The sequence below is a fragment of the uncultured Albimonas sp. genome (assembly GCF_963977235.1).
Taxonomy (GTDB): domain Bacteria; phylum Pseudomonadota; class Alphaproteobacteria; order Rhodobacterales; family Rhodobacteraceae; genus Albimonas.
In genome coordinates this window covers 1-18,432 of sequence record NZ_CAXBOD010000025.1, presented here as the reverse complement: position 1 = coordinate 18,432, position 18,432 = coordinate 1, and the positions used below count along the sequence as shown (strand labels likewise).

Annotated in this window: 16 protein-coding genes and 1 pseudogene; 12 read left to right on the top strand and 5 right to left on the bottom strand. The window is 73.1% G+C overall.

Annotated features, from left to right (window positions below):
* Positions 1–204 precede the first annotated feature (204 nt).
* The gene (locus AAC134_RS13020; protein WP_339949528.1) at positions 205–1,092 is read right to left on the bottom strand and encodes an enoyl-CoA hydratase-related protein; all 888 of its coding nucleotides are present in this window, start codon (positions 1,090–1,092) and stop codon (positions 205–207) included.
* A 123-nt stretch (positions 1,093–1,215) separates the two neighbouring features.
* A complete protein-coding gene (locus tag AAC134_RS13015; RefSeq protein ID WP_339949527.1) occupies positions 1,216–2,220 on the bottom strand; it encodes a lytic transglycosylase domain-containing protein in 1,005 nt (334 codons plus the stop codon).
* Positions 2,221–2,620: 400 nt separating this feature from the next.
* On the opposite strand from AAC134_RS13015, the gene AAC134_RS13010 reads away from it, so the two are divergent.
* A complete protein-coding gene (locus AAC134_RS13010; protein ID WP_339949526.1) occupies positions 2,621–3,028 on the top strand; it encodes a hypothetical protein in 408 nt (135 codons plus the stop codon).
* Positions 3,029–3,063: 35 nt separating this feature from the next.
* On the top strand, positions 3,064–3,642 hold the full coding sequence (locus tag AAC134_RS13005; protein ID WP_339949525.1) for a hypothetical protein: 579 nt from the start codon (positions 3,064–3,066) through the stop codon (positions 3,640–3,642).
* Positions 3,643–3,827: 185 nt separating this feature from the next.
* Here the strand turns inward: AAC134_RS13005 and AAC134_RS13000 are convergent, their stop codons facing one another.
* Positions 3,828–4,841 carry an alpha/beta fold hydrolase gene (locus AAC134_RS13000; protein ID WP_339949524.1) on the bottom strand — a complete coding sequence of 338 codons (1,014 nt, stop codon included), beginning with the start codon at positions 4,839–4,841 and terminating at the stop codon, positions 3,828–3,830.
* 192 nt (positions 4,842–5,033) lie between these two features.
* On the opposite strand from AAC134_RS13000, the gene AAC134_RS12995 reads away from it, so the two are divergent.
* From AAC134_RS12995 to AAC134_RS12965, 7 genes are all read left to right on the top strand, one after another.
* Complete coding sequence (locus AAC134_RS12995; protein WP_339949523.1) at positions 5,034–5,927, top strand: dihydrodipicolinate synthase family protein; 894 nt, start codon at positions 5,034–5,036, stop codon at positions 5,925–5,927.
* Between the two features lie 321 nt (positions 5,928–6,248).
* Positions 6,249–7,859: an acyl-CoA carboxylase subunit beta gene (locus tag AAC134_RS12990; RefSeq protein ID WP_339949522.1), complete on the top strand. Its 1,611-nt coding sequence runs from the start codon at positions 6,249–6,251 to the stop codon at positions 7,857–7,859.
* An 86-nt stretch (positions 7,860–7,945) separates the two neighbouring features.
* Positions 7,946–9,508, top strand: a complete 1,563-nt coding sequence (locus tag AAC134_RS12985; RefSeq protein ID WP_339949521.1) for an ABC transporter substrate-binding protein — start codon at positions 7,946–7,948, stop codon at positions 9,506–9,508.
* A gap of 14 nt (positions 9,509–9,522) precedes the next feature.
* A complete protein-coding gene (locus AAC134_RS12980; protein ID WP_339949520.1) occupies positions 9,523–11,133 on the top strand; it encodes an AMP-binding protein in 1,611 nt (536 codons plus the stop codon).
* A 100-nt stretch (positions 11,134–11,233) separates the two neighbouring features.
* Positions 11,234–12,781 (top strand): carboxyl transferase domain-containing protein, encoded by a 1,548-nt coding sequence (locus AAC134_RS12975; RefSeq protein ID WP_339949519.1) that lies wholly within the window; start codon positions 11,234–11,236, stop codon positions 12,779–12,781.
* Between the two features lie 10 nt (positions 12,782–12,791).
* Positions 12,792–13,007 carry an acetyl-CoA carboxylase biotin carboxyl carrier protein subunit gene (locus AAC134_RS12970; RefSeq protein WP_339949518.1) on the top strand — a complete coding sequence of 72 codons (216 nt, stop codon included), beginning with the start codon at positions 12,792–12,794 and terminating at the stop codon, positions 13,005–13,007.
* Between the two features lie 110 nt (positions 13,008–13,117).
* Positions 13,118–13,750, top strand: coding sequence for a TetR/AcrR family transcriptional regulator (locus AAC134_RS12965; protein WP_339949517.1), 633 nt, complete (start codon positions 13,118–13,120; stop codon positions 13,748–13,750).
* Between the two features lie 60 nt (positions 13,751–13,810).
* Here AAC134_RS12965 and hpxZ read toward each other — a convergent pair whose 3' ends face one another.
* Positions 13,811–14,212: an oxalurate catabolism protein HpxZ gene (hpxZ, locus tag AAC134_RS12960; RefSeq protein ID WP_339949516.1), complete on the bottom strand. Its 402-nt coding sequence runs from the start codon at positions 14,210–14,212 to the stop codon at positions 13,811–13,813.
* Complete coding sequence (locus AAC134_RS12955; RefSeq protein ID WP_339949515.1) at positions 14,209–15,363, bottom strand: amidase; 1,155 nt, start codon at positions 15,361–15,363, stop codon at positions 14,209–14,211. The genes hpxZ and AAC134_RS12955 overlap by 4 nt, the downstream gene beginning before the upstream one ends.
* A 403-nt stretch (positions 15,364–15,766) precedes the next feature.
* On the opposite strand from AAC134_RS12955, the gene AAC134_RS12950 reads away from it, so the two are divergent.
* From AAC134_RS12950 to AAC134_RS12940, 3 genes and pseudogenes are all read left to right on the top strand, one after another.
* On the top strand, positions 15,767–16,762 hold the full coding sequence (locus AAC134_RS12950; RefSeq protein ID WP_339949514.1) for a zinc-dependent alcohol dehydrogenase family protein: 996 nt from the start codon (positions 15,767–15,769) through the stop codon (positions 16,760–16,762).
* A 150-nt stretch (positions 16,763–16,912) separates the two neighbouring features.
* Positions 16,913–17,404, top strand: a pseudogene (locus tag AAC134_RS12945) (pirin-like C-terminal cupin domain-containing protein); the annotation flags it as partial.
* A gap of 200 nt (positions 17,405–17,604) precedes the next feature.
* A partial coding sequence (locus AAC134_RS12940) for an alpha/beta hydrolase (RefSeq protein WP_339949513.1) occupies positions 17,605–18,432 on the top strand: 828 nt, incomplete at its 3' end.

Genomic DNA, 18,432 nt, shown 5'->3' with positions numbered 1-18,432 from the left:
CCTGTCCCCCGGATCCGTCCGCCGCCTGAAGATGCCTGAGCCCCGCGCCCCGCCCGGTCAAGGACAAGCCCCCTTCGGGGGTCGCTTCGCGATCCCTGACCGGGCGGGGCGCGGAGCTCTGGTCGGCATCGGCGACGGACGGCTCCGGGGAACAGGCGCTCCGCGAGGCCCGGGGGCGTGGCGCCGGGGCGCCTGGGACGGGGGTCAGGCCTTCTCGGCGGGCCACCAGGGGTATTGGCTGGGCATGTCGGCCGAGACCGTGCCGGGGAAGTCGGCCTTGCGCTTCTCGAGGAACGAGGCGACGCCCTCCTTCACGTCGCCATGGCGGCCGCGCTCGAGCGACATCGGGCCGTCGATCTCCAGCAGGCCGAACGGGTCCGGGGCGCCGGCGAAGCGCCAGAGAAGCTGGCGGGTCAGGGCGACCGAGACCGGAGCGCTGTCGGCGGTCAGCTCGGCGGCGATCTCGAGCGCGCGGTCGAGCAGCGCCTCGGGCGCCGCGATCTCGGAGACGAGGCCGCCGGCGAGCGCCTCGTCCGGGCCGAAGACGCGGCCCGACATCGACCAGCGCAGGGCCTGGGGGAGGCCCACGATGCGGGGCAGGAACCAGGCCGAGCCCGCCTCGGGCACGAGGCCGCGGCGGGCGAAGATGAAGCCGAGCTTCGCGCCCTCCGCCACGATGCGCACGTCCATGGGCAGGGTCAGGGTCAGGCCGACGCCGACGGCGGGACCATTGATCGCGGCGATCACCGGCTTGGGGCTGTCGAAGATCGCCTCGACGAAGCCGCCGCCGGCCTTGCGACGGCCGGTCCCGGCCATGTCGCCGAACATCTGCGCCTTGCCCTCGCCGCCCGAGTCGAAGGCGTCGGCGCCGGCCGAGACGTCGGCCCCCGCGCAGAAGGCGCGCCCGGCGCCGGTGACCACCACCGCGCGCACGGCGTCGTCCTCGGCGGCCTCGTGCAGGGCGCGGGCAAGCTCCTCGCCCATCACGCCGGTATAGGCGTTCAGCTTGTCGGGGCGGTTGAGGGTGATCACCATCACGTCGCCGTGGCGGGCGAGCGCGATGTCGGACCAGGCCGCGGTGGCGTCCTGCATGGGGGTTCCTCCTGGGTGCCGTCGGTTCCGCCTCGTGCGGGCGGATTCCATCAGGGACCCATAGTGCCCCGGCGCGCGCCGTGGGTCACCCCGGGGTTTGGGGCGCGACGACGGGGCGGGCGCTCAGTTGCGGTGGATGCGGCAGATGGCGCCCGAGCGGCGCAGCTGCAGGCAGAAGTCCATCGCCCCGCGGCGGCTCTGCGCCGGGGCCTGCACCGTGTACCACAGCGCCGTCCCGCGGCCGGGGATCGAGGCGCGCACCACCCGCAGGTCGATCCCGCCCAGCAGGGCCGGGCGGGCGCGGCGCACGCGGCCGGCGAGGCTCTCGGCCATGCCGCGGCGGCGGGCGGTGGCGATGACCACGCCCCAGGGCGGCACCGGGTCGGCGAATTCGCGCACGCGGCGGGTCGAGGCCTGCTCGACGCAGGCCTCGTGGAAGGGCGTCTCGGCGTCGAGGCGATAGTCGACCGCCTCGGGCGGGGCGTCGCGCCAGGCGCGGGCCGAGTGGCCGGTGATCGCGTCGACATAGTCCAGCGTCTCGCCGGGCAGGATCGCATCGCGGTTGGCCAGGAACCGCTCGGCCCGGTTCTCGCCGCCGTTGTAGGCGACCGCGGCGAGGCCGGGGTTTCCGAAGCGCGCGGAAAGCTCGCCGAGGTAGGTCGCCGAGGCCACGATCGCCTCGGCCGGGTTGAACGGGTCCTCGAGTCCCCGCAGCGCCGCGGTCCCGGGCATGAACTGGGCGATGCCCAGCGCGCCGGCGGGGCTGACGGCGGCGGCGTCGAACAGGCTCTCCTTCCAGAGCAGGCGGGCGAGGAAGCCGCGGTCGAGCCCGGCCTCCCCGGCTGCGCGGTCGATCAGGGCGCAGACGTCGTCGAAATAGGTCTCCAGCCGGATGCAGCTGCGCCCGTCGGGAGTGCAGCGGGCGTCGGGATCGAAGGCGACGGGCAGCGCGGCGGCGCGCTCGGGGGGCAGGGCGAGGAGCGGGGGCGTCCCAGCGGGAAGCTGCGCGAGGGGGGCCGCGGCCGGAGGCTGCGCGAGGGGGGGCGCGGCGGGAGGCTGCGCGAGGGGGGGCGCGGCGGGAGGCTGCGCAAGGTGCGGGGGGGCCTCGGAGAGGTCCGCGCCCGGCAAGTCCGGCCCGGGCGCCGCCGCGGGCGCGTCGCCTGACGTCTCGGCGCGCGGCTGCGCGACGCCCGGACCGGGCGCCGCAAGCACGGCAAGGGCAGCGATCAGGGAGACGAAGCGGCGTCGCATGTGCTGGAGATGGGGCCCGTTCAGGCGCCTGCAAGGCGGAAAGGCAGGGGGGCGCAGGGCCCCCGGCGGGCGCATCCTCGGCCGGCGGGGCCCGGTGCGCAAGGGGGCGCGCAAGGGGGCGCGCGAGCGGCGGGAAGCGCCAGGGCGACGGGGCCGGGTCGCGCGGAGCTTTCGCCGCGGGCGCAGCGCCTGCGAGGTGGAGCGGCCCCGCCTGCTGTCGTAAGGTCCGCCCACGCGCGCCCGCAGGAGGCCGCGCGGGCGTCAAAGCGAGGAACCCATGTCCATTCCCACCCCTCTCATGGCCGCGGCGGCGGCGCTGCTGGCGCTGGCGACGGCCACGCCGGCGCTCGCCGACCTGAAGGTCAACCGGCACGACGACGGCGCCTACACGGTGCGGTTCGACGACGGCTGCGCGGTCACCTACAACACCACCGGCCGGCGCAGCGGCTCGCAGGGGTGCCGGCCCAAACAGGTGGAGCGGGCCGACGCGGCGGTGCAGGACGACGTGCACGAGCGGGGCGGCGGGGGGCTCAGGTTCCGCAAGCTCGCCACCGGCGCCGCGACGGTGACCTTCGACGACGGCTGCCTGGTGACCTACAACAAGGAGGGCCGGCGCTCGGGTTCGCAAGGCTGCCACCCCAAGCAGGTGGCCCGGGCGGATCAGTCGGCGCAGAAGAACTGGTAGGGCCGCAGGGCCCATCGACCCGGGAGGAGACGACGATGATCCCCAGGAAACTGACCCCCGCCGCGACGCTGGGCGCGGCGCTGGCGGCCGCGATGGCGCTGACGGCCCCGCCGGCCGCGGCGGGCGAGACCGAGGCCAAACAGGCCTGCCTCTACGAGTTCCAGCGCAGCGGCGAGCAGAACACCGGCGCCGGCGGCCGCATCGCCCGCGCCCACCGCAGCGACGGCGCCTGGGACATCGTGATCATGGACCAGGCCGAGACGCCCTGGGACTGCCGGGCCCATGACAACGGCTATGTCGAGTACCTGCGCAAGGATTCCTCGGGCGGGGCCGGCCACGCCGACGGCGGGCGCGACAAGGACAAGGGCGGCAAGGACCAGGACAAGGGCTCGGGCGGCGACGAGCGCTGGGGCGAGGAAACCCACGCCGCCCGCCAGGCCTGCCGCGAGGCGGTGCGCGAGCGGTCGGGCCGGGGCGGGATCTCGATCCGGCGGGTCGAGTTCTCCGAGGCCAACACGCTGGTGGTGCTGGACGACGAGGGCGAGAAGGGCAGCTGGCGTTGCCTGTCCTCGAGCCGCGGCAAGGTCGCCGAGCTGACCTTCTCCCGCGACTGAGCGGGCGGCGCGCCTCGGGACAAGCCAGGCGCCGGGCGGGATACGCCGGGCGCCTGGCGCGATGCGGGCCCTCGCGCTGTCCGCAGGCCGCTGTTCGCGCGCTGACAGGTCGGGGCCGAGCGCACGGCCCGCCTGCCGCGCGCTCGGGGCCCGCTTGCCGCGGGCGGGGACGCCTCGAGGGGGCCTCAGCCCTCCAGCAGCTCGGCCACGGCGGCGCGCAGGACCGCCTCGTCGGGGGGCGAGAGCTGCGGGTTGCCGGCGCGATGGCCCCAGTCGGAGCGGATCGGGCGCAACGCGAGCTTCGGGGCCAGCGCGACCTCGGCCTCGTTGTCGGCGACCTGGAAATACAGATCCGTGTCGCAGGGCATCAGGATCGTGCGCGCCTCGATCGCGTTCAGCGCGGCCGCGAGGTCCCCCCCGAACACCGCGTTGTCGGAGATGTCGGAGCGGATCCAGGTCTCGATCATCGACAGCAGATCCTCGCCCTCGCGGCGCAGGAAGTTGCCCTCCCAGCCGCGCAGGATCCAGTCGTCGTAGCTCGCGAAACCTGCCTCGCGCCACATCTCGCGGCGATAGAAGGTCTGGCTGACCGCCCATCCGGCGTAGATCCGGGCGAAGGCGCGCAGGCCGCGCAGGGGGCGGGCGACGAAGCGGCCGTCGACATAGGCGGCGTCGGCGGTCAGCGCGGCGCGCAGCCCCTCGAGGAAGACCCGGTTGTGGGGGCTGGTGCGGGCCGAGGTGCACACCGCGCAGATCGCGCCGACCTGGTCGGGGAACAGCGCCCCCCAGTGCAGCGCCTGCTGGCCGCCCATCGACCAGCCGTAGACCATGGCCAGCCGCTCGATCCCGAAGACCTCGGCCAGCAGGCGGCGCTGGGCGTGGACGTTGTCCCAGTGGGTGAAGACCGGCGCGCGGCCCTCGGCGAAGGGCAGGGGCAGGTTGGAGGGGGACGACGACAGCCCGTTCCCGAACTGGTTGGGGATAACCACGAACCACCGCGCGGGGTCCAGCACCCGGCCGGGACCGATCAGCCAGTCGATATCCGAGTGCTGCGCCCCGTAGGAGGTCGGGTAGAGGATCGCGTTCGAGCGGTCGGGCGCCAGCGTGCCGTAGGTCCTGTAGGCCAGCCGCGCGGCGGGCAGGGTTATCCCTGACTGCAGGACGGTGGGGCCCAGCTCGAAAGTCTCGTGTCCGCTCATCGCGCGCTCCCCGTCCGGGCGCCGCCGCCGGGCCCCTCAGCGGGGATGTTCCGCCGCCGCGCAGGCGGGGGTCAACCCCGGGCGGTCGGGGGGCGCCGGCGCTCCGGCTTTCCCCTTCGCCTTGACCCCCGGGCCCCCGCCTGCTCTGCCTTGGGGCGCCCCGGGCGGAGGGCGAGGCGACGGGAGGCGAGGATGGATGTGCGTGACCTGCGGGGCGTGGTCCCCTACCTGCCCACCCCCCTGACGGCCGACGGCGAGGTCGACGCCCCCGCCCTCTCGCGCCTGTGCGAGCATCTGATCGACAGCGGCGTGCACGGGCTGACCCCGCTCGGCTCCACCGGGGAGTTCGCCTATCTCGACCTCGCCGCGAAGGAGCGGGTGGTGGCCTGCGTGGTCGAGGCCGCCGCCGGCCGCGTGCCGGTGATCGCAGGCGTCGCGGCCACCGCCACGAAGGACGCCGTCGCCCAGGCCAAGCGCTGGGCGGCGCTGGGGGCGGACGGGATCCTGGCGGTGCTCGAGGCCTATTTCCCGGTCCCCGACGCCGGGGTGATCGACTATTTCACCGCCGTGGCCGACGCGACGGACAGGCCGGTGACGCTCTACACCAACCCCAACTTCCAGCGCTCCGACCTGACGCTGGAGGCGATCGACGCGCTTTCCCACCACCCCAACATCGTCTTCGTGAAGGACGCCTCGACCAACACCGGGCGGCTGCTGTCGATCCTGGAGCGGACGCAGGGGCGGATCGGGGTGTTCGCGGCCTCGTCGCACATCACCACCGCGGTGATGCTGATCGGCGGGCGCGGCTGGCTGGCCGGCCCCTCCTGCCTGATCCCGAAGCAGAGCGTGCGCCTGTTCGAGCTGTGCGAGGCCGGCCGCTGGGACGAGGCGATGGCGCTGCAGCGGGAGCTGTGGGCCGTGAACCAGGTCTTCGCGCGCTTCAACCTGGCCGGCGCGGTGAAGGCCGGTCTGCGCCTGCAGGGGTTCGACTGCGGCGACCCCGCCCCGCCCCAGCCCGCCCCCACGCCCGCCCAGATCGAGGCGGTGCGCGAGGTCCTGATCCGCGTGGGCGCCCTGGCGGCCTGAGCGCCGCGCCCCTCCGCCGCTTCCCTCCTGGTCCCGTCAACCCGCCCCCGCGCCGCGTGGGGGCGCGCGCCCGGCTGCGCGCGTCCCGCGCCTGCTCCTGGACGGGGGCGGAGGCCGACTCGATTGACAGGGGACGGCGCATGGTTACAGTCGCGTAGGCAAACTTACGCTGGCGTATAAACGCCGAGGCGGAATGGAAAGGCGCCCTCGAAGGCGCCTTCGGGAGGAAGACCAGATGACCCTTGCCCCGCGTCGCCGACGCGCGACCGATTGCGCGCGCGCCCCGCGCGCCTCGCGCCGCTCCGGCCGGGGCGCCAGGGCATGAGCGTGAAGACCGCGGCCCCTGAGAACGCCTCGACCGGGGACCAGGGCGGCCAGCCGCTCCCGGCCGAGGACATGCGCGCCCGCCTTGCCCGGGTGCAGGCCGCCCAGCACGCCGTGGGCGACGCGGCGCGGGCCGAGGCGCTCGCCCGCCAGCGCTCCCGCGGCAAGCTGACGGCGCGCGAGCGGATCGCGGCCTTCGCCGATCCCGGCAGTTTCGTCGAGGCCGGCGCCCTTGTGCGCCCGCGCGACCAGCCCGACGCTCCCGGCGACGGGGTGGTGGTGGGCGCGGCGCGGGTCGAGGGGCGGCCCGTCTCGATCGTCTCCAACGATTTCTCGGTGATGGGCGGCTCGAGCGGCGAGGCGGGGGCGAGGAAGACGCTGCGCCAGACCCAGCTCTCGCTCGATCACGGGATCCCCTATGTCTCGATGCTCGACGGCGGCGGGCACCGGATCCAGGAGGGGCTCGACAGCCGTCACTTCGCGGCGGTCTCGACCAACTTCCAGCAGCTTGTGGACCTGTCGGGCTGGACGCCGATCTGCGCGGCGATGATGGGCTCGGGTTTCGCGGGGCCCTCGAACATGTCGGCGCTGGCGGACTTCGTGGTGATGGTGAAGGGCGCCACCATGGGCATCGCGGGCCCGGCGCTGGTCAAGGCCGCCACCGGCGAGGACATCGACAAGGAGGCGCTGGGCGGCGCCGCCACCCAGGCCGACCGTCACGGCATCGCCGACCTGATCGCCGAGGACGACGCCCAGGCGCTGGCCGCGATCCGCCGGTTCCTGTCCTACTTCCCCTCCAACGCCGCCGAGCCCCTGCCGATCCAGCCCTGCGAGGATCCCGCCGACCGGCGCGAGGAGGCGCTGCTGGACCTCGTTCCCGCCAACACAAGGCGCGCCTACGACGTGCGCAAGGTGGTGGAGGCCGTCGCCGACCGGGACAGCCTGTTCGAGCTGAAGCCCGGCTATGCGCGCAACGTGGTCACCACGCTGGCGCGGATGGGCGGGCGGCCGGTGGGGATCGTCGCCAACCAGCCGATGCACCTGGCCGGCACGCTCGACAGCCCGGCCTGCGAGAAGGTCGCCCACTTCATCGCGCTCTGCGACGCGTTCGGGCTGCCGCTGGTGTTCTTCGTGGACATCCCCGGCTTCCTGGTCGGCTCTCCTGCCGAAAAGTCGGGGCTGGTGCGCCGCTCGGCCCGGATCATCCATGAGCTGGGAAAGGCCACGGTGCCGCGCCTCTCGGTGGTGCTGCGCAAGGGCTACGGGCTCGGGTTTATCGCCATGAACGGCGGGCGCAGCTTCGGCGCCGACCTGACCGTCGCCTGGCCCAGCGCCGAGATCTGCGCGATGTCGATCGAGGGGGCCACCGAGGTCGCCTTCGGCCGCGAGATCGCCCAGGCCCCCGACCCCGACGCCCGTCGCGCCGAGCTGATCGCGGGCTTCCGCGCCCGCGTCGGCCCGGTCGAGGCCGCCGAGGGCTTCGGGGTGGACGACCTGATCGACCCGCGCGACACGCGCCCCGTTCTGGTCGAGGCGCTGTCGCGTCTCGCCCCGCGCCGCCGCGGCCGGTCGCGGCCGCCCAAGGTCCGGGACATCTCGCCGATCTGAAGCGGGAACCCGGCGACGCGGTCGAGACGGCCGCAACACAACAGGGGGAACCGGACGCGAAGCCGGCCCCGGGGAGGAGACCCACCATGACGCATGCCACCACGCTCAAGGGCAGATCGCTCGAGATCCATCGCCGTCACCTGCTGGCCGGAGGGCTGGCGGCCGGGGCGCTCGCCGCCTCGGGCGGCCTGCGCGGGGCGCGCGCCCAGGAAGGGACCCTGCTGCGGGTCGCGGCCAACACCAACCCCTCGACGCTCGACCCCGTGACCGGGCGCAGCGGCGGCGACCACCAGTTCCTCTACCCGCTCTACGACACGCTGATCCGCTGGAAGCCCGAGACGCTGGAGCCGATCCCGGGCCTGGCCAAGGCCTGGTCCTATCCCGACGACACCACCCTAGTGCTGGAGCTGCGCGAGGGGCTGACCTTCCACGACGGCACGCCGCTCGACGCCGCGGCGGTGAAGGCGCATCTCGACCGCGCCCGTTCGGACGAGACCTCGAACATCAAGGTGGACCTCGGCTCGGTCGCCGAGGTCGAGGCGACGGGGCCCACCACGGTGACGCTGAAGCTGACGGCGCCCGACCGCTCCCTGCCGCTGATCCTGACGGACCGGGCGGGGATGGTGGTCTCGCCCGCCGCGGTGGAGGCCAACGGCGGCTCGGTCGACCGCAACCCGGTCGGCGCGGGCGCGTTCAAATATGTCGAATGGCAGGACATGCAGGTCGTCGCCTACGAGCGGTTCGAGGATTTCTGGGAGGCGGGCCTGCCCAAGGTCGACCGGATGACCATGCAGATCATCCCCGAGGTCACCACCGGCGTCCGCTCGGTCATCGCGGGGCAGAACGACATCGTGGTCACCGTGCCCTCGGTGCAGAAAGTCCTGCTGGACCGCACTCCCAACGTGACCGTGCATGCCGAGCCTTCGCTCTACCTGCACATGAACTACATGGACTTCTCCAGGCCGCCCTTCGACGACGTGCGGGTGCGGCGGGCGATGAATCTGGCCATCGACCGCGAGGCCTTCGTGAAGGCCGCGATGGGCGGGCTGGGGGAGCCGGCGACGACCCTCTATCCCAAGGCCTACTGGGCCCATGACGAGGGGCTCGAGGACATCCTCGCCTACGATCCCGACCGCGCCCGCGCCCTGATCAAGGAGACCGGCGTCGAGGAGGTCGAGTTCACCGCCGTCGCCTACCAGGACCAGGCCGCGATCCAGCGGCGCGAGGTGCTGATGAGCATGTGGGACAAGGTCGGCATCAAGGCCAAGGTGACCACCACGACAGTCGCCGAGGGCTCCCAGATGTTCTTCTTCCAGAAGTCGGTGGACAGCTTCTTCGCCGCGATCACCGCGCGGCCCGACCCCTCGATGGTGCCCTCGATCATCTTCGGCAAGGACAGCTCCTACAACGGCGGGCGCCAGGCGATCCCGGGCATGGACGAGGCCATCGCCGCCTCCCGCGTCGGGACCACGCAGGAGGAGCGCAAGGCCGCCCTCTCCCGGGTGCAGCGCATCGCGCTCGAACAGGCGGTGTTCGTGCCGCTGTTGTTCGAGGTGCACATCGTCGGCGTCTCGGACCGGTTCTCGGGCTACCAGCCCAATCTGCTCGGCCGCCCCCGCTACGAGCATGTCGAGCCGGTCACGAGCTGAAGGGAGAGACTGCGATGCTGGACCCCCGAATGCCCCCGCGCGAGGAGTGCGTGATCCGCGAGGTGCTCGACCGCCACGCCGCCGCCCAGCCCGACAAGACCTTCGTGGTCTTCGACGACGGCGAGGAATGGAGCTACGCCCACCTGCGCCGCACGGTGCGCGGCTGCGCCGACGGGCTGCGCCGGCTGGGCGTGGCGCAGGGCGACTTCGTGCTGGTGTGGCTGCCCAACGGCAAGGACTGCCTGCGGGTGATGCTGGCGCTGAACTACCTGGGCGCGGTCTACGTGCCCATCAACACCGGCTATCGCGGCGGGTTGATGGAGCATGTGATCGACAACGCCGGCGCCCGGCTGATGATCGCCGCAGCCCCCCTGGTCGAGCGCCTGAACGGCGCCGACACGGCCGAGCTTCACGACGTGGTGGTGCTCGGCGGCGAGGCGGATCCCGTGCCGGGGCTCGAGCTGCTGCCGGCCGGCGTGCTCGAGGGCGACCCCGACGCGCTGCCCGAGCCGGAGCGCCTGATCGAGCCCTGGGACATGTTCTCGATCATCTACACCTCGGGGACGACGGGGCCCTCGAAGGGGGTCCTGATCTCGCAGTTGCAGATGTGGGCGACCTTCATCCCCAACGACACCACCCGCATGGAGCATCGGGGCCTGGTGAACCTGCCGATGTTCCATGTCGGCGGCGCCGGCCCGATCTGGGCCACCCTGATGCGCGGCGGCTCGTTTGCCCTGGTCGAGAGCTTCCGGACCTCCGAGTTCTGGAACATGGTGCGCAGGTTCGACGTCCAGCACACCATCCTGCTCGGCGCGATGACGCCCTTCCTGCTCAAGGAGCCGCCCAGCCCGCAGGACCGCGATCACCCGCTGCTCCGCGTCTCGATGATCCCCCTCTCGGACCAGCACGCCGAGTTCACCGAGCGCTTCGGGGTGGAGGTCTACACCTCCTTCAACATGACCGAGACGTCCTCGCCGCTGTTCGTGGGCCCCTCACCCTCGGCGCGCGGCACCGCCGGGCGGCCGCGCGCGGGCGTGGAATGCCGGGTGGTGGACGAGAACGACTGCGAGCTGCCGCCGGGCGTGACCGGAGAGCTGATCGTGCGCGCCGACATGCCCTATGCGCTCAATGGCGGCTATCACAAGAACCCCGAGGCCACTGCGAAAGCCTGGCGCAACGGCTGGTTCCACACCGGCGACGGCTTCCGCAAGGACGCCGAGGGCAACTTCTATTTCGTCGACCGGATGAAGGACGCGATCCGCCGGCGCGGCGAGAACATCTCGTCCTTCGAGGTCGAGAAGGAGGTCGCCGCCCACCCCGCCGTGCGCGACTGCGCGGTGGTCGCCGTGCCCTCGGACCTGTCGGAGGACGAGGTGATGGCCGTGATCAGCCCCGCGCCCGGCCAGACCGTCGACCTGCCCGAGCTGGTCGCCTTCCTGCGCCCGCGGCTCGCGCATTTCATGGTTCCGCGCTTCTTCCGCATCGTCGAGGACCTGCCCCGCACGCCCACCGAGAAAGTGCAGAAGCACCTGCTCCGGGCAGAGGGCGTGACCCCCGACACCTGGGACCGCGAGGAAGCCGGCATCGTGATCAAGCGCGACCGGCTGGTCATCGCCAGCTCCTGACCCGGTTTCTGACCTCCCGCCCGGCCCGCGAGCTCCGCGGGCCGGCCCTCCGCCCCCTTCCCATCCCCCGCCCGGCGCGCGCCGGGCGACCGGAGGACCCATGACCGCAGACGCCCGACCCCGCCCGCCCTCGCTCGCCGTCACGGCCGAGGAATTCGAGGCCCGCCGCGCCCATGTCCACGCCATGGGCGGCGAGGCCAAGCTCGCCGCCCGGCGCGAGGCCGGCATCCTCAACGCGCGCGAGCGGATCGACCGGCTCTGCGATCCCGGCAGCTGGATCGAGATCGGCGAGTTCGCCTGGTCCGCCCGCGAGGAAGACCGCGGCCGCACCCCCGCCGAAGGCATCGTCACGGGTTTCGGCAAGGTCGAGGGCCGGGACGTCGCCGTCGCCTCCTTCGACCTGACGGTGCTGGGCGCCTCGTCCTCGGCCACCAACATCCGCAAGCTCGATTTCCTCAAGACCCGCGCCTCGGCCGCCGGCATCCCCTGCGCCTTCCTGATCGAGAGCGCGGGCGCCCGGATGCCCGACATCCAGGGCGCCACCGGCATGGGGCGGATCGGGCTGCTGTCCTCGATGTCCCGCGACCGGGACACGCCCTGGGTCTCCGCCGTGCTGGGCCCCTGCTACGGGATGGGGACGTGGTATGCGGTGATGTCGGACTTCGCGGTGATGCGGAAGGACGCGACCTTCTCCGTCTCCAGCCCCAAGGTCACCTCGGTCGCCATGAGCCAGGAGGTGACGCCGGAGGAGCTGGGCGGCGCCGACCTGCATGCCGAGACCACCGGCCAGGTGGACCTGGTGACCGACACCGACGAGGAGGCGATCGACGCCCTGCGCCGGTTCCTCGCCTACCTGCCCTCCAACGCCGCCGAGGCGCCCCCCTCCGCCCCCGCGGCGCCCGGCGGCGCGCCCGAGGCGGTCGAGGCGCTGATCCCGCCCGAGCGTCACAAGATCTACGACGGCCGCAAGCTGGTGGAGCTTCTGGCCGACGAGGGCTCGGTGATGCCCTTCCGGCCGCGATTCGGGCGCACGCTGGAAACGGCGCTGGCGCGGATCGAGGGGCGCACGGTGGGCGTCATCGCCTCGAACCCCATGCGCAAGGGCGGCGCCATCGACGGCCCCTCCTGCCGCAAGATGACCGAGTTCACGGTCCTCTGCGACAGCTTCAACGTGCCCATCGTGCTGCTGGCCGACACCCCCGGCTTCCTCGTCGGCCTGCAGGCCGAGCGCGAGGGCGTCGCCGGCGAGATCATGAACAACATCCGCGCCCTGACGCTGGCGACGGTCCCCAAGCTGGCCGTCGTGGTGCGCAAGAGCTACGGGCAGGCCTACCTCAACCTCGGGGGCGGCATCGCCGACGCGCTGGCGGTGATGACCACCGGCGAGGTCGGCTTCGTCGACCCCGCCGTCGCCGTCTCGGTCGTGCACAACCGCCGCCGCGGGGATGGCGAGGATTTCGACACGCTGATGCAGGACATGGTCGTCTCCAACTCGCCGTGGGAGCTGGCGGGCATGTTCGCCGCCCACTCGGTCATCCGCCCCGGCGAGACGCGGGCCTGGCTCTCGCGCATGCTCGAGGTGATGCGCCGCCGACCCAAGGGCGAGGTCGGCGCCCACCGCCTCGCCACCTGGCCCACCAGCCTCTGAAGGACCCGAAATGGAAGCGAAAAGCGAGATCACCGGCCGCGTGCTGGAAGTGGCGGCGAAGCCCGGCCAGACCCTGGCCGAGGACGACCCGATCGTGGTGCTGGAATCCATGAAGATGGAGATCGCCGTCACCGCCCCGCGCGCCGGGACCCTGCGCGAGATCCGGGTCGCGGTCGACGACCTGGTCGAGGAGGGCCAGGTGGTGGCCTTGCTCGATCCCGCCTGAGTCGGCCGGCGCGGGGGCCGAACTGGACACCCCGCGCCCCGCCCGCTAGCAGTCGAGACCCAGACCGCGGCCCGCGACGGCGCGCCCGCGGCCCGCCGAGGGCGATCCGAATGAGCACGAACGCCAGACCGCGCGCGAAATGGAACGGGAAGTTCGCCGCGCCCTCCGAGCAGCACGCCGAGAAGCGCCGGATGATCCTGCGCGAGGCCGCCGAGGCCTTCAACGACCGCGGCTACCACAACGTCTCGCTCGACGAGGTCGCCTCTCGGCTGGGGATTACCAAGACGGTCTTCTATTACTATTTCCGCGACAAGAACCACGTGCTGCTGAGCTGCGTGGAGATCGGCTTCGAACTGGCCGAGACCGCGATGGCCGAGGCCGAGAGCCGCCCCGGCGCCGCGCTCGACCGCGTGGTCGCCTTCACCCGGCTTTACGTGGAGGGGATCACCTCCGACCTCGGGGCCTGCGCGGTGCTGACGGATCTGACCTCGCTGCACCCCTCTGACCTCGACGAGGTGCGCGCGCGCCAGCGCCGCTTCGGCCGCCGCCTGATCCGCCTGGTCAAGGCCGGGGTCGAGGACGGCAGCATCGAGGTCGAGGACCCCTCGGCCGCCGTCAGCTGGATCGTCTCGGCGCCCCTGATGCTGCCGCGCCTGACCGCGCTGTGGGGCGAGACCGGGGCCGCCTGGCTCGCCGATCACTACGCCGAGTTCACCCGCCGCTCGTTGTCGCGCGCGGGCTGAGCGCGGGCTGAGCGCGGGCTGAGCGCGGGCTGCGCCTCCCTCCGCGGGCTGGGCGAGCCCCTACCAGAGCGGCTCGCTCACCGTCGAGACATGGGCCGCGACGACCTTCCAGCCCAGCTCGTCGAACCTGATCCAGGTCTGGCTCTGCCGGCCCACCAGGTTCTTGCCGCGCACCTTGAACTCGAGGTTCGTGGTGGCGAAGTCGCGGCCCAGCGTCAGGATCTCGAGCCGGATCCGCCTCTCCTTGATGCCGGGCCCCGGGGGGCGGCGCACGCGGTGGGCGTGGATCTCGTCGAAGCCGTAGCCGTTCTCGTGCAGCGCGTAGCGGATGGTGTGGGGCGAGCGCCAGAAGGTCTCGTCCAGCACCTCGACATCCTTGGTCTCCAGCGCCGTCTCGTAGCGTTCGAAGAGGGCGCGCACCTCCTCGACCACCTCGGGGATGTTGGGCGTGCGGTCGGTCATGCGTCCTCCCAGATCTGCGCGAGGGCCAGCAGCGAGGCGTCCGCCCCCCGCGCCCCGATCACGGCGAGCCCCACCGGCGCGCCCTCCGCCTCTCCGCCCGGCAGCACCAGCACCGGGTGGCCGGTCAAGCCCCCCAGCGCGCAGATCGCGTTGATCCGGTCGCGCGCGCGGTCCATCTGCGACAGCGGCAGGCCCAGCTTCGGCGCGGGGTCGGGCGTCGCGGGCAGGGCGATGCAGGCGCCTCCGCGGGTCAGATGCGCCAGCCGCCCGCGCGCCTCGTCGCGCACCAGTCGGGCGGGGGGCAGCTCGGCGGGCGGCGTCGCCGCGCCGGCCATCAGCGAGCGCGCCACCAGAAAGGAGAACCGCGGGACCGTCGCCTCGACCCAGGGGCCGAAGGTCTGCCAGGCCTCGGCGCTCTGCAACGTGCGCTGGGCGCGGCCCCAGGCGGCGAGGCCGGGCGGCGCCAGAAGCTCCTCGCGCCCGGGTCCGACGATCGCCTCCAGCCGCGCCAGCGCCGGGGCCAGCGCCTCGGCCACGCCCGGGCCGGCGAAGCCGAAGGCGTCCGCCGCCACACTCAGGCCGCGGGGCGGGGCGGAGGGCGCCTCGCCGATCAGCACGGCGCCCACGCGGGCGAAGACGTCGCCGCGGCGCGCGAACCAGCCGGCGGTGTCCGAGCCGGGCGCCTGCGGCAGCATCCCCGCGGTCGGCACGCGCCCATGGGTCGGCCGCAGCCCGTAGAGACCGCAGAAGCTCGCCGGCGTGCGCACGCTGCCGCCGGTGTCGGTGCCCAGCGCCGCATCGCACAGCCCCTGCGCCACCGCCGAGGCGGAGCCCGAGGACGAGCCCCCCGGCGCCCGGTCCGGCGCCCTGGGGTTCAGCGGCGTGCCGTCGAAGGCGTTGACGCCCAGCAGACCCAGCGAGATCTCGTCGGTGATGGTCTTGCCGACCAGCCTCGCCCCGGCCTCCAGCAGCAGGGCGACGGCGGCGGCGTGGGTCGTGGCGGCGGGATGGCTCGCGGCCCAGTCCGGGTTGCCGGCGCCGGTGACGCGGCCGGCGACGTCAAACAGGTCCTTGGCCGCGAAGGTCAGCCCCGCGAGCGGCCCCTCGGCCGCGCCCGCCACCTCGAACCGCTCCACGAAGCACTCGCCCATCCCGATCCCTTTCGCGCCGCCCCGGCCACCCTCGACGCAAGCCGGCGCGAGGGCAATCCCAAAGGCCGGCGCCCGGACCGCAGGCGAAAGCGCCGACGTCGGCGCGCGAACCTGTTTCGACGCGGATCGGACTCATCGCGCGCCCGGGCGACGGGGCAAGGGAAGACCGGGGCGCGAGGCCGCGCGCGCTCGCCCGGCTCGGCATGCCCCCCTGCGGCGAGACTGCGCAGTTTCGGCGCGTGCGCAGCAGCCCGTGCGCCGCGGGCGCGGGGCGTTCGGCCTAGAACGGGTCGACGCCGCGACGGGCGGCGCCGCCGCCCGGCCTGCAGTCGACCGGCCCGCGGCCCCCCCGCGCAGCCGCTTCGATCCGACGCGAAACCGGACGACCCTGGAAGGACGACAGATGACCCAGATGATGAAGGCCGCGGTGCTCCCGAAGTTCGGCGGCCCCGAGATGTTCGAGATCAGGGAGGTGCCGGTGCCGGAGGTCGGTCCGCGAGAGGTGCGCGTCCGCGTCCACGCCACCGCGATCAACCCGCTCGACTACCAGGTCCGGCGCGGCGACTACGTCGGCCATGTGCCGCTGCCCGCCATCACCGGCCACGACGTCTCGGGCGTGATCGAGGAGATCGGCGCGGACGTGACCGAGTTCGCCGTCGGGGACGAGGTCTACTACACCCCCCAGATCTTCGGCGCCCAGGGATCCTATGCCGAGCAGCACGTGGCTGATGTCGACCTCGTTGCGCGCAAGCCTGCGAACCTCAGCCACGCCGAGGCGGCGAGCCTGACGCTGGTCGGGGGAACGGTCTGGGAATCCTTCGTCACGCGGGCGCAGCTCCAGGTCGGCGAGACCATCCTGATCCATGGCGGCGCCGGCGGCGTCGGCTCGGTCGCGATCCAGTTCGCCAAGGCGATGGGCGCGCGGGTGTTCACCACGGCGGCCGGCCGCGACCACGAGTTCGTCGTCGGGCTGGGCGCCGATCTCGCGATCGACTTCGAGACCGAGGACTATGTCGAGGTCGTCAACCGGGTGACCGGAGATGCCGGCGTCGACGTGATCTTCGACACGATCGGGGGCGATACGCTGACCCGCAGCCCGCTCGCGCTCGCCCAGCTGGGGCGCGTGGTGACGCTGGTGGACATCGCCAGGCCCCAGAATCTGATCGAGGCCTGGGGCCGCAACGCCTCCTACCACTTCGTCTTCACGCGCCAGAACCGCGGCAAGCTCGACGGGCTGACCCGGCTGCTGGAGCGGGGGCAGGTGAAGCCGATCATCGGCGCGAGCTTCCCCCTCGAGCGGATCGGCGAGGCGCACGCCTACCTCGAAGCGGGCCGGGCCAACGCGCTGCGCGGCAAGGTCGTGATCACTGTCGCTCCGGGCGGCGAGCCCATGTTCTGACGACGCGCCCGCCCGGATCGCCCCCCCCGGATCGCCTGGGCGGGGCGCGGCCCCCGACCGACGCGGCGCCCCGTCCAGTCGGGCCGAGACACAACCGGCAAACGGACCCGGGATGCCTTCCGACGCCCCCCCGACCCCGCATCCGACGCGCACGAGGATGCGGCGCCCAGCTTCGAACATCACGGCAAGGACGCGCTGCCGATGATCGAGGATCGCGGCCTTTCGGTCCGCCTGATCCTGGGCGCGGCCTATGGCGAGACCGCGCCCGCGACCCTGCTCTCCGAGACGTTCTACGCGGACGTGACGCTCGCGCCCGGCCAGCGGTTTCCGATGCCCGACGATCACGAGGACCGGGCGATCTATGTGATGGAGGGCGCGATTTCGGTCGCGGGGCGGGCGTTCGGCGCGGCGCAGATGATGGTCTTCCGGCTCGGCGACAGGATCACGGTCGCGGCCGGCGAGCAGGGGGCGCGGCTGATGATCCTGGGCGGCGCGACCTTCAACGGTCCGCGATACCTCTGGTGGAACTTCGTCGCCTCCTCGCAGGAGCGCATCGAGCAGGCCAAGGCCGAATGGCGCGCAGGCAGGTGGGGCGAGGGCAGGTTCGATCTGCCGGCCGAGGATCGCGACGAACACATCCCCCCTGCCGGACTGACCCGCCCCGACGCTTTCGGGCTCCGGCGAGGCGCGCCATGCCCTCGACGTCCGACCGCGGCCCTCCGCTCCGCCGCCGCGACGTCCTGCGCGCGGGCTCGGCCCTCGCGGCCGCCGTCCTGTGGCGCCCGGGCGGCGCCCGGGCCGCCGATCCCGCCCCCCTCGACCTTGCAGACGGAGACAATGCCATGGGTTATGTGACGACCGCGGACGACGTGCGGATTTTCGTGAAGGACTGGGGTCCGAAGGACGCCCAACCCATCGTCTTTCACCACGGCTGGCCGCTCAGCTCCGACGACTGGGACGCGCAGATGCTGTTCTTCCTGTCCCGGGGCTATCGCATCGTCGCGCATGACCGTCGCGGGCACGGGCGCTCGGAACAGGTCTCGCATGGGCATGACATCGACCGCTACGCCGCCGACGCCTTCGCCGTGGCGCAGGCGCTGGACCTGCGCGACGCGGTCCACGTGGGCCACTCCACCGGCGGCGGGGAGGTGGCGCGCTACGTGGCGCGGCACGGCGGGCCGGCGGGCCGGGTCAGCGCGGCGGTGCTGGTCGCGGCCATCACGCCGCTGATGCTCAGGACCGCCGACAACCCCGAGGGCACGCCGATGGAGGTCTTCGACGGCTTCCGCGCGGCGCTGGCGGGCAACCGCGCGCAGTTCTTCCGCGACCTGCCCGCGGGCCCCTTCTACGGCTTCAACCGCGAGGGCGCGACGGTCCAGGAGGGCGTGATCCAGAACTGGTGGCGGCAGGGCATGATGGGCGCCGCCAAGGCCCACTACGACGGCATCAAGGCGTTCTCGGAGACCGACCTGACCGAGGATCTCAAGGCGCTCGCCGTGCCCACGCTGCTGCTGCACGGCGAGGACGACCAGGTGGTCCCGATCGAGGCCTCCGCCCACAAGGCGATCCGGCTGCTGTCGGACGGGACGCTGAAAACCTACGCGGGCCTCTCGCAAGGCATGCTGACGGTGAACGCCGAGATGCTGAACGCGGAGATCCTGGATTTCATC

Bases quoted from the DNA above. Each gene is read 5' to 3' on its own strand.
- AAC134_RS12955 (WP_339949515.1), bottom strand. From the start codon at position 15,363: ATGGGCGAGTGCTTCGTGGAGCGGTTCGAGGTGGCGGGCGCGGCCGAG.
- AAC134_RS13005 (WP_339949525.1), top strand. From the start codon at position 3,064: ATGATCCCCAGGAAACTGACCCCCGCCGCGACGCTGGGCGCGGCGCTG.
- AAC134_RS13000 (WP_339949524.1), bottom strand. From the start codon at position 4,841: ATGAGCGGACACGAGACTTTCGAGCTGGGCCCCACCGTCCTGCAGTCA.
- AAC134_RS13020 (WP_339949528.1), bottom strand. From the start codon at position 1,092: ATGCAGGACGCCACCGCGGCCTGGTCCGACATCGCGCTCGCCCGCCAC.
- hpxZ (WP_339949516.1), bottom strand. From the start codon at position 14,212: ATGACCGACCGCACGCCCAACATCCCCGAGGTGGTCGAGGAGGTGCGC.
- AAC134_RS12975 (WP_339949519.1), top strand. From the start codon at position 11,234: ATGACCGCAGACGCCCGACCCCGCCCGCCCTCGCTCGCCGTCACGGCC.
- AAC134_RS12950 (WP_339949514.1), top strand. From the start codon at position 15,767: ATGACCCAGATGATGAAGGCCGCGGTGCTCCCGAAGTTCGGCGGCCCC.
- AAC134_RS13010 (WP_339949526.1), top strand. From the start codon at position 2,621: ATGTCCATTCCCACCCCTCTCATGGCCGCGGCGGCGGCGCTGCTGGCG.
- AAC134_RS12990 (WP_339949522.1), top strand. From the start codon at position 6,249: ATGAGCGTGAAGACCGCGGCCCCTGAGAACGCCTCGACCGGGGACCAG.
- AAC134_RS12985 (WP_339949521.1), top strand. From the start codon at position 7,946: ATGACGCATGCCACCACGCTCAAGGGCAGATCGCTCGAGATCCATCGC.
- AAC134_RS12970 (WP_339949518.1), top strand. From the start codon at position 12,792: ATGGAAGCGAAAAGCGAGATCACCGGCCGCGTGCTGGAAGTGGCGGCG.
- AAC134_RS12980 (WP_339949520.1), top strand. From the start codon at position 9,523: ATGCTGGACCCCCGAATGCCCCCGCGCGAGGAGTGCGTGATCCGCGAG.
- AAC134_RS12965 (WP_339949517.1), top strand. From the start codon at position 13,118: ATGAGCACGAACGCCAGACCGCGCGCGAAATGGAACGGGAAGTTCGCC.
- AAC134_RS12995 (WP_339949523.1), top strand. From the start codon at position 5,034: ATGGATGTGCGTGACCTGCGGGGCGTGGTCCCCTACCTGCCCACCCCC.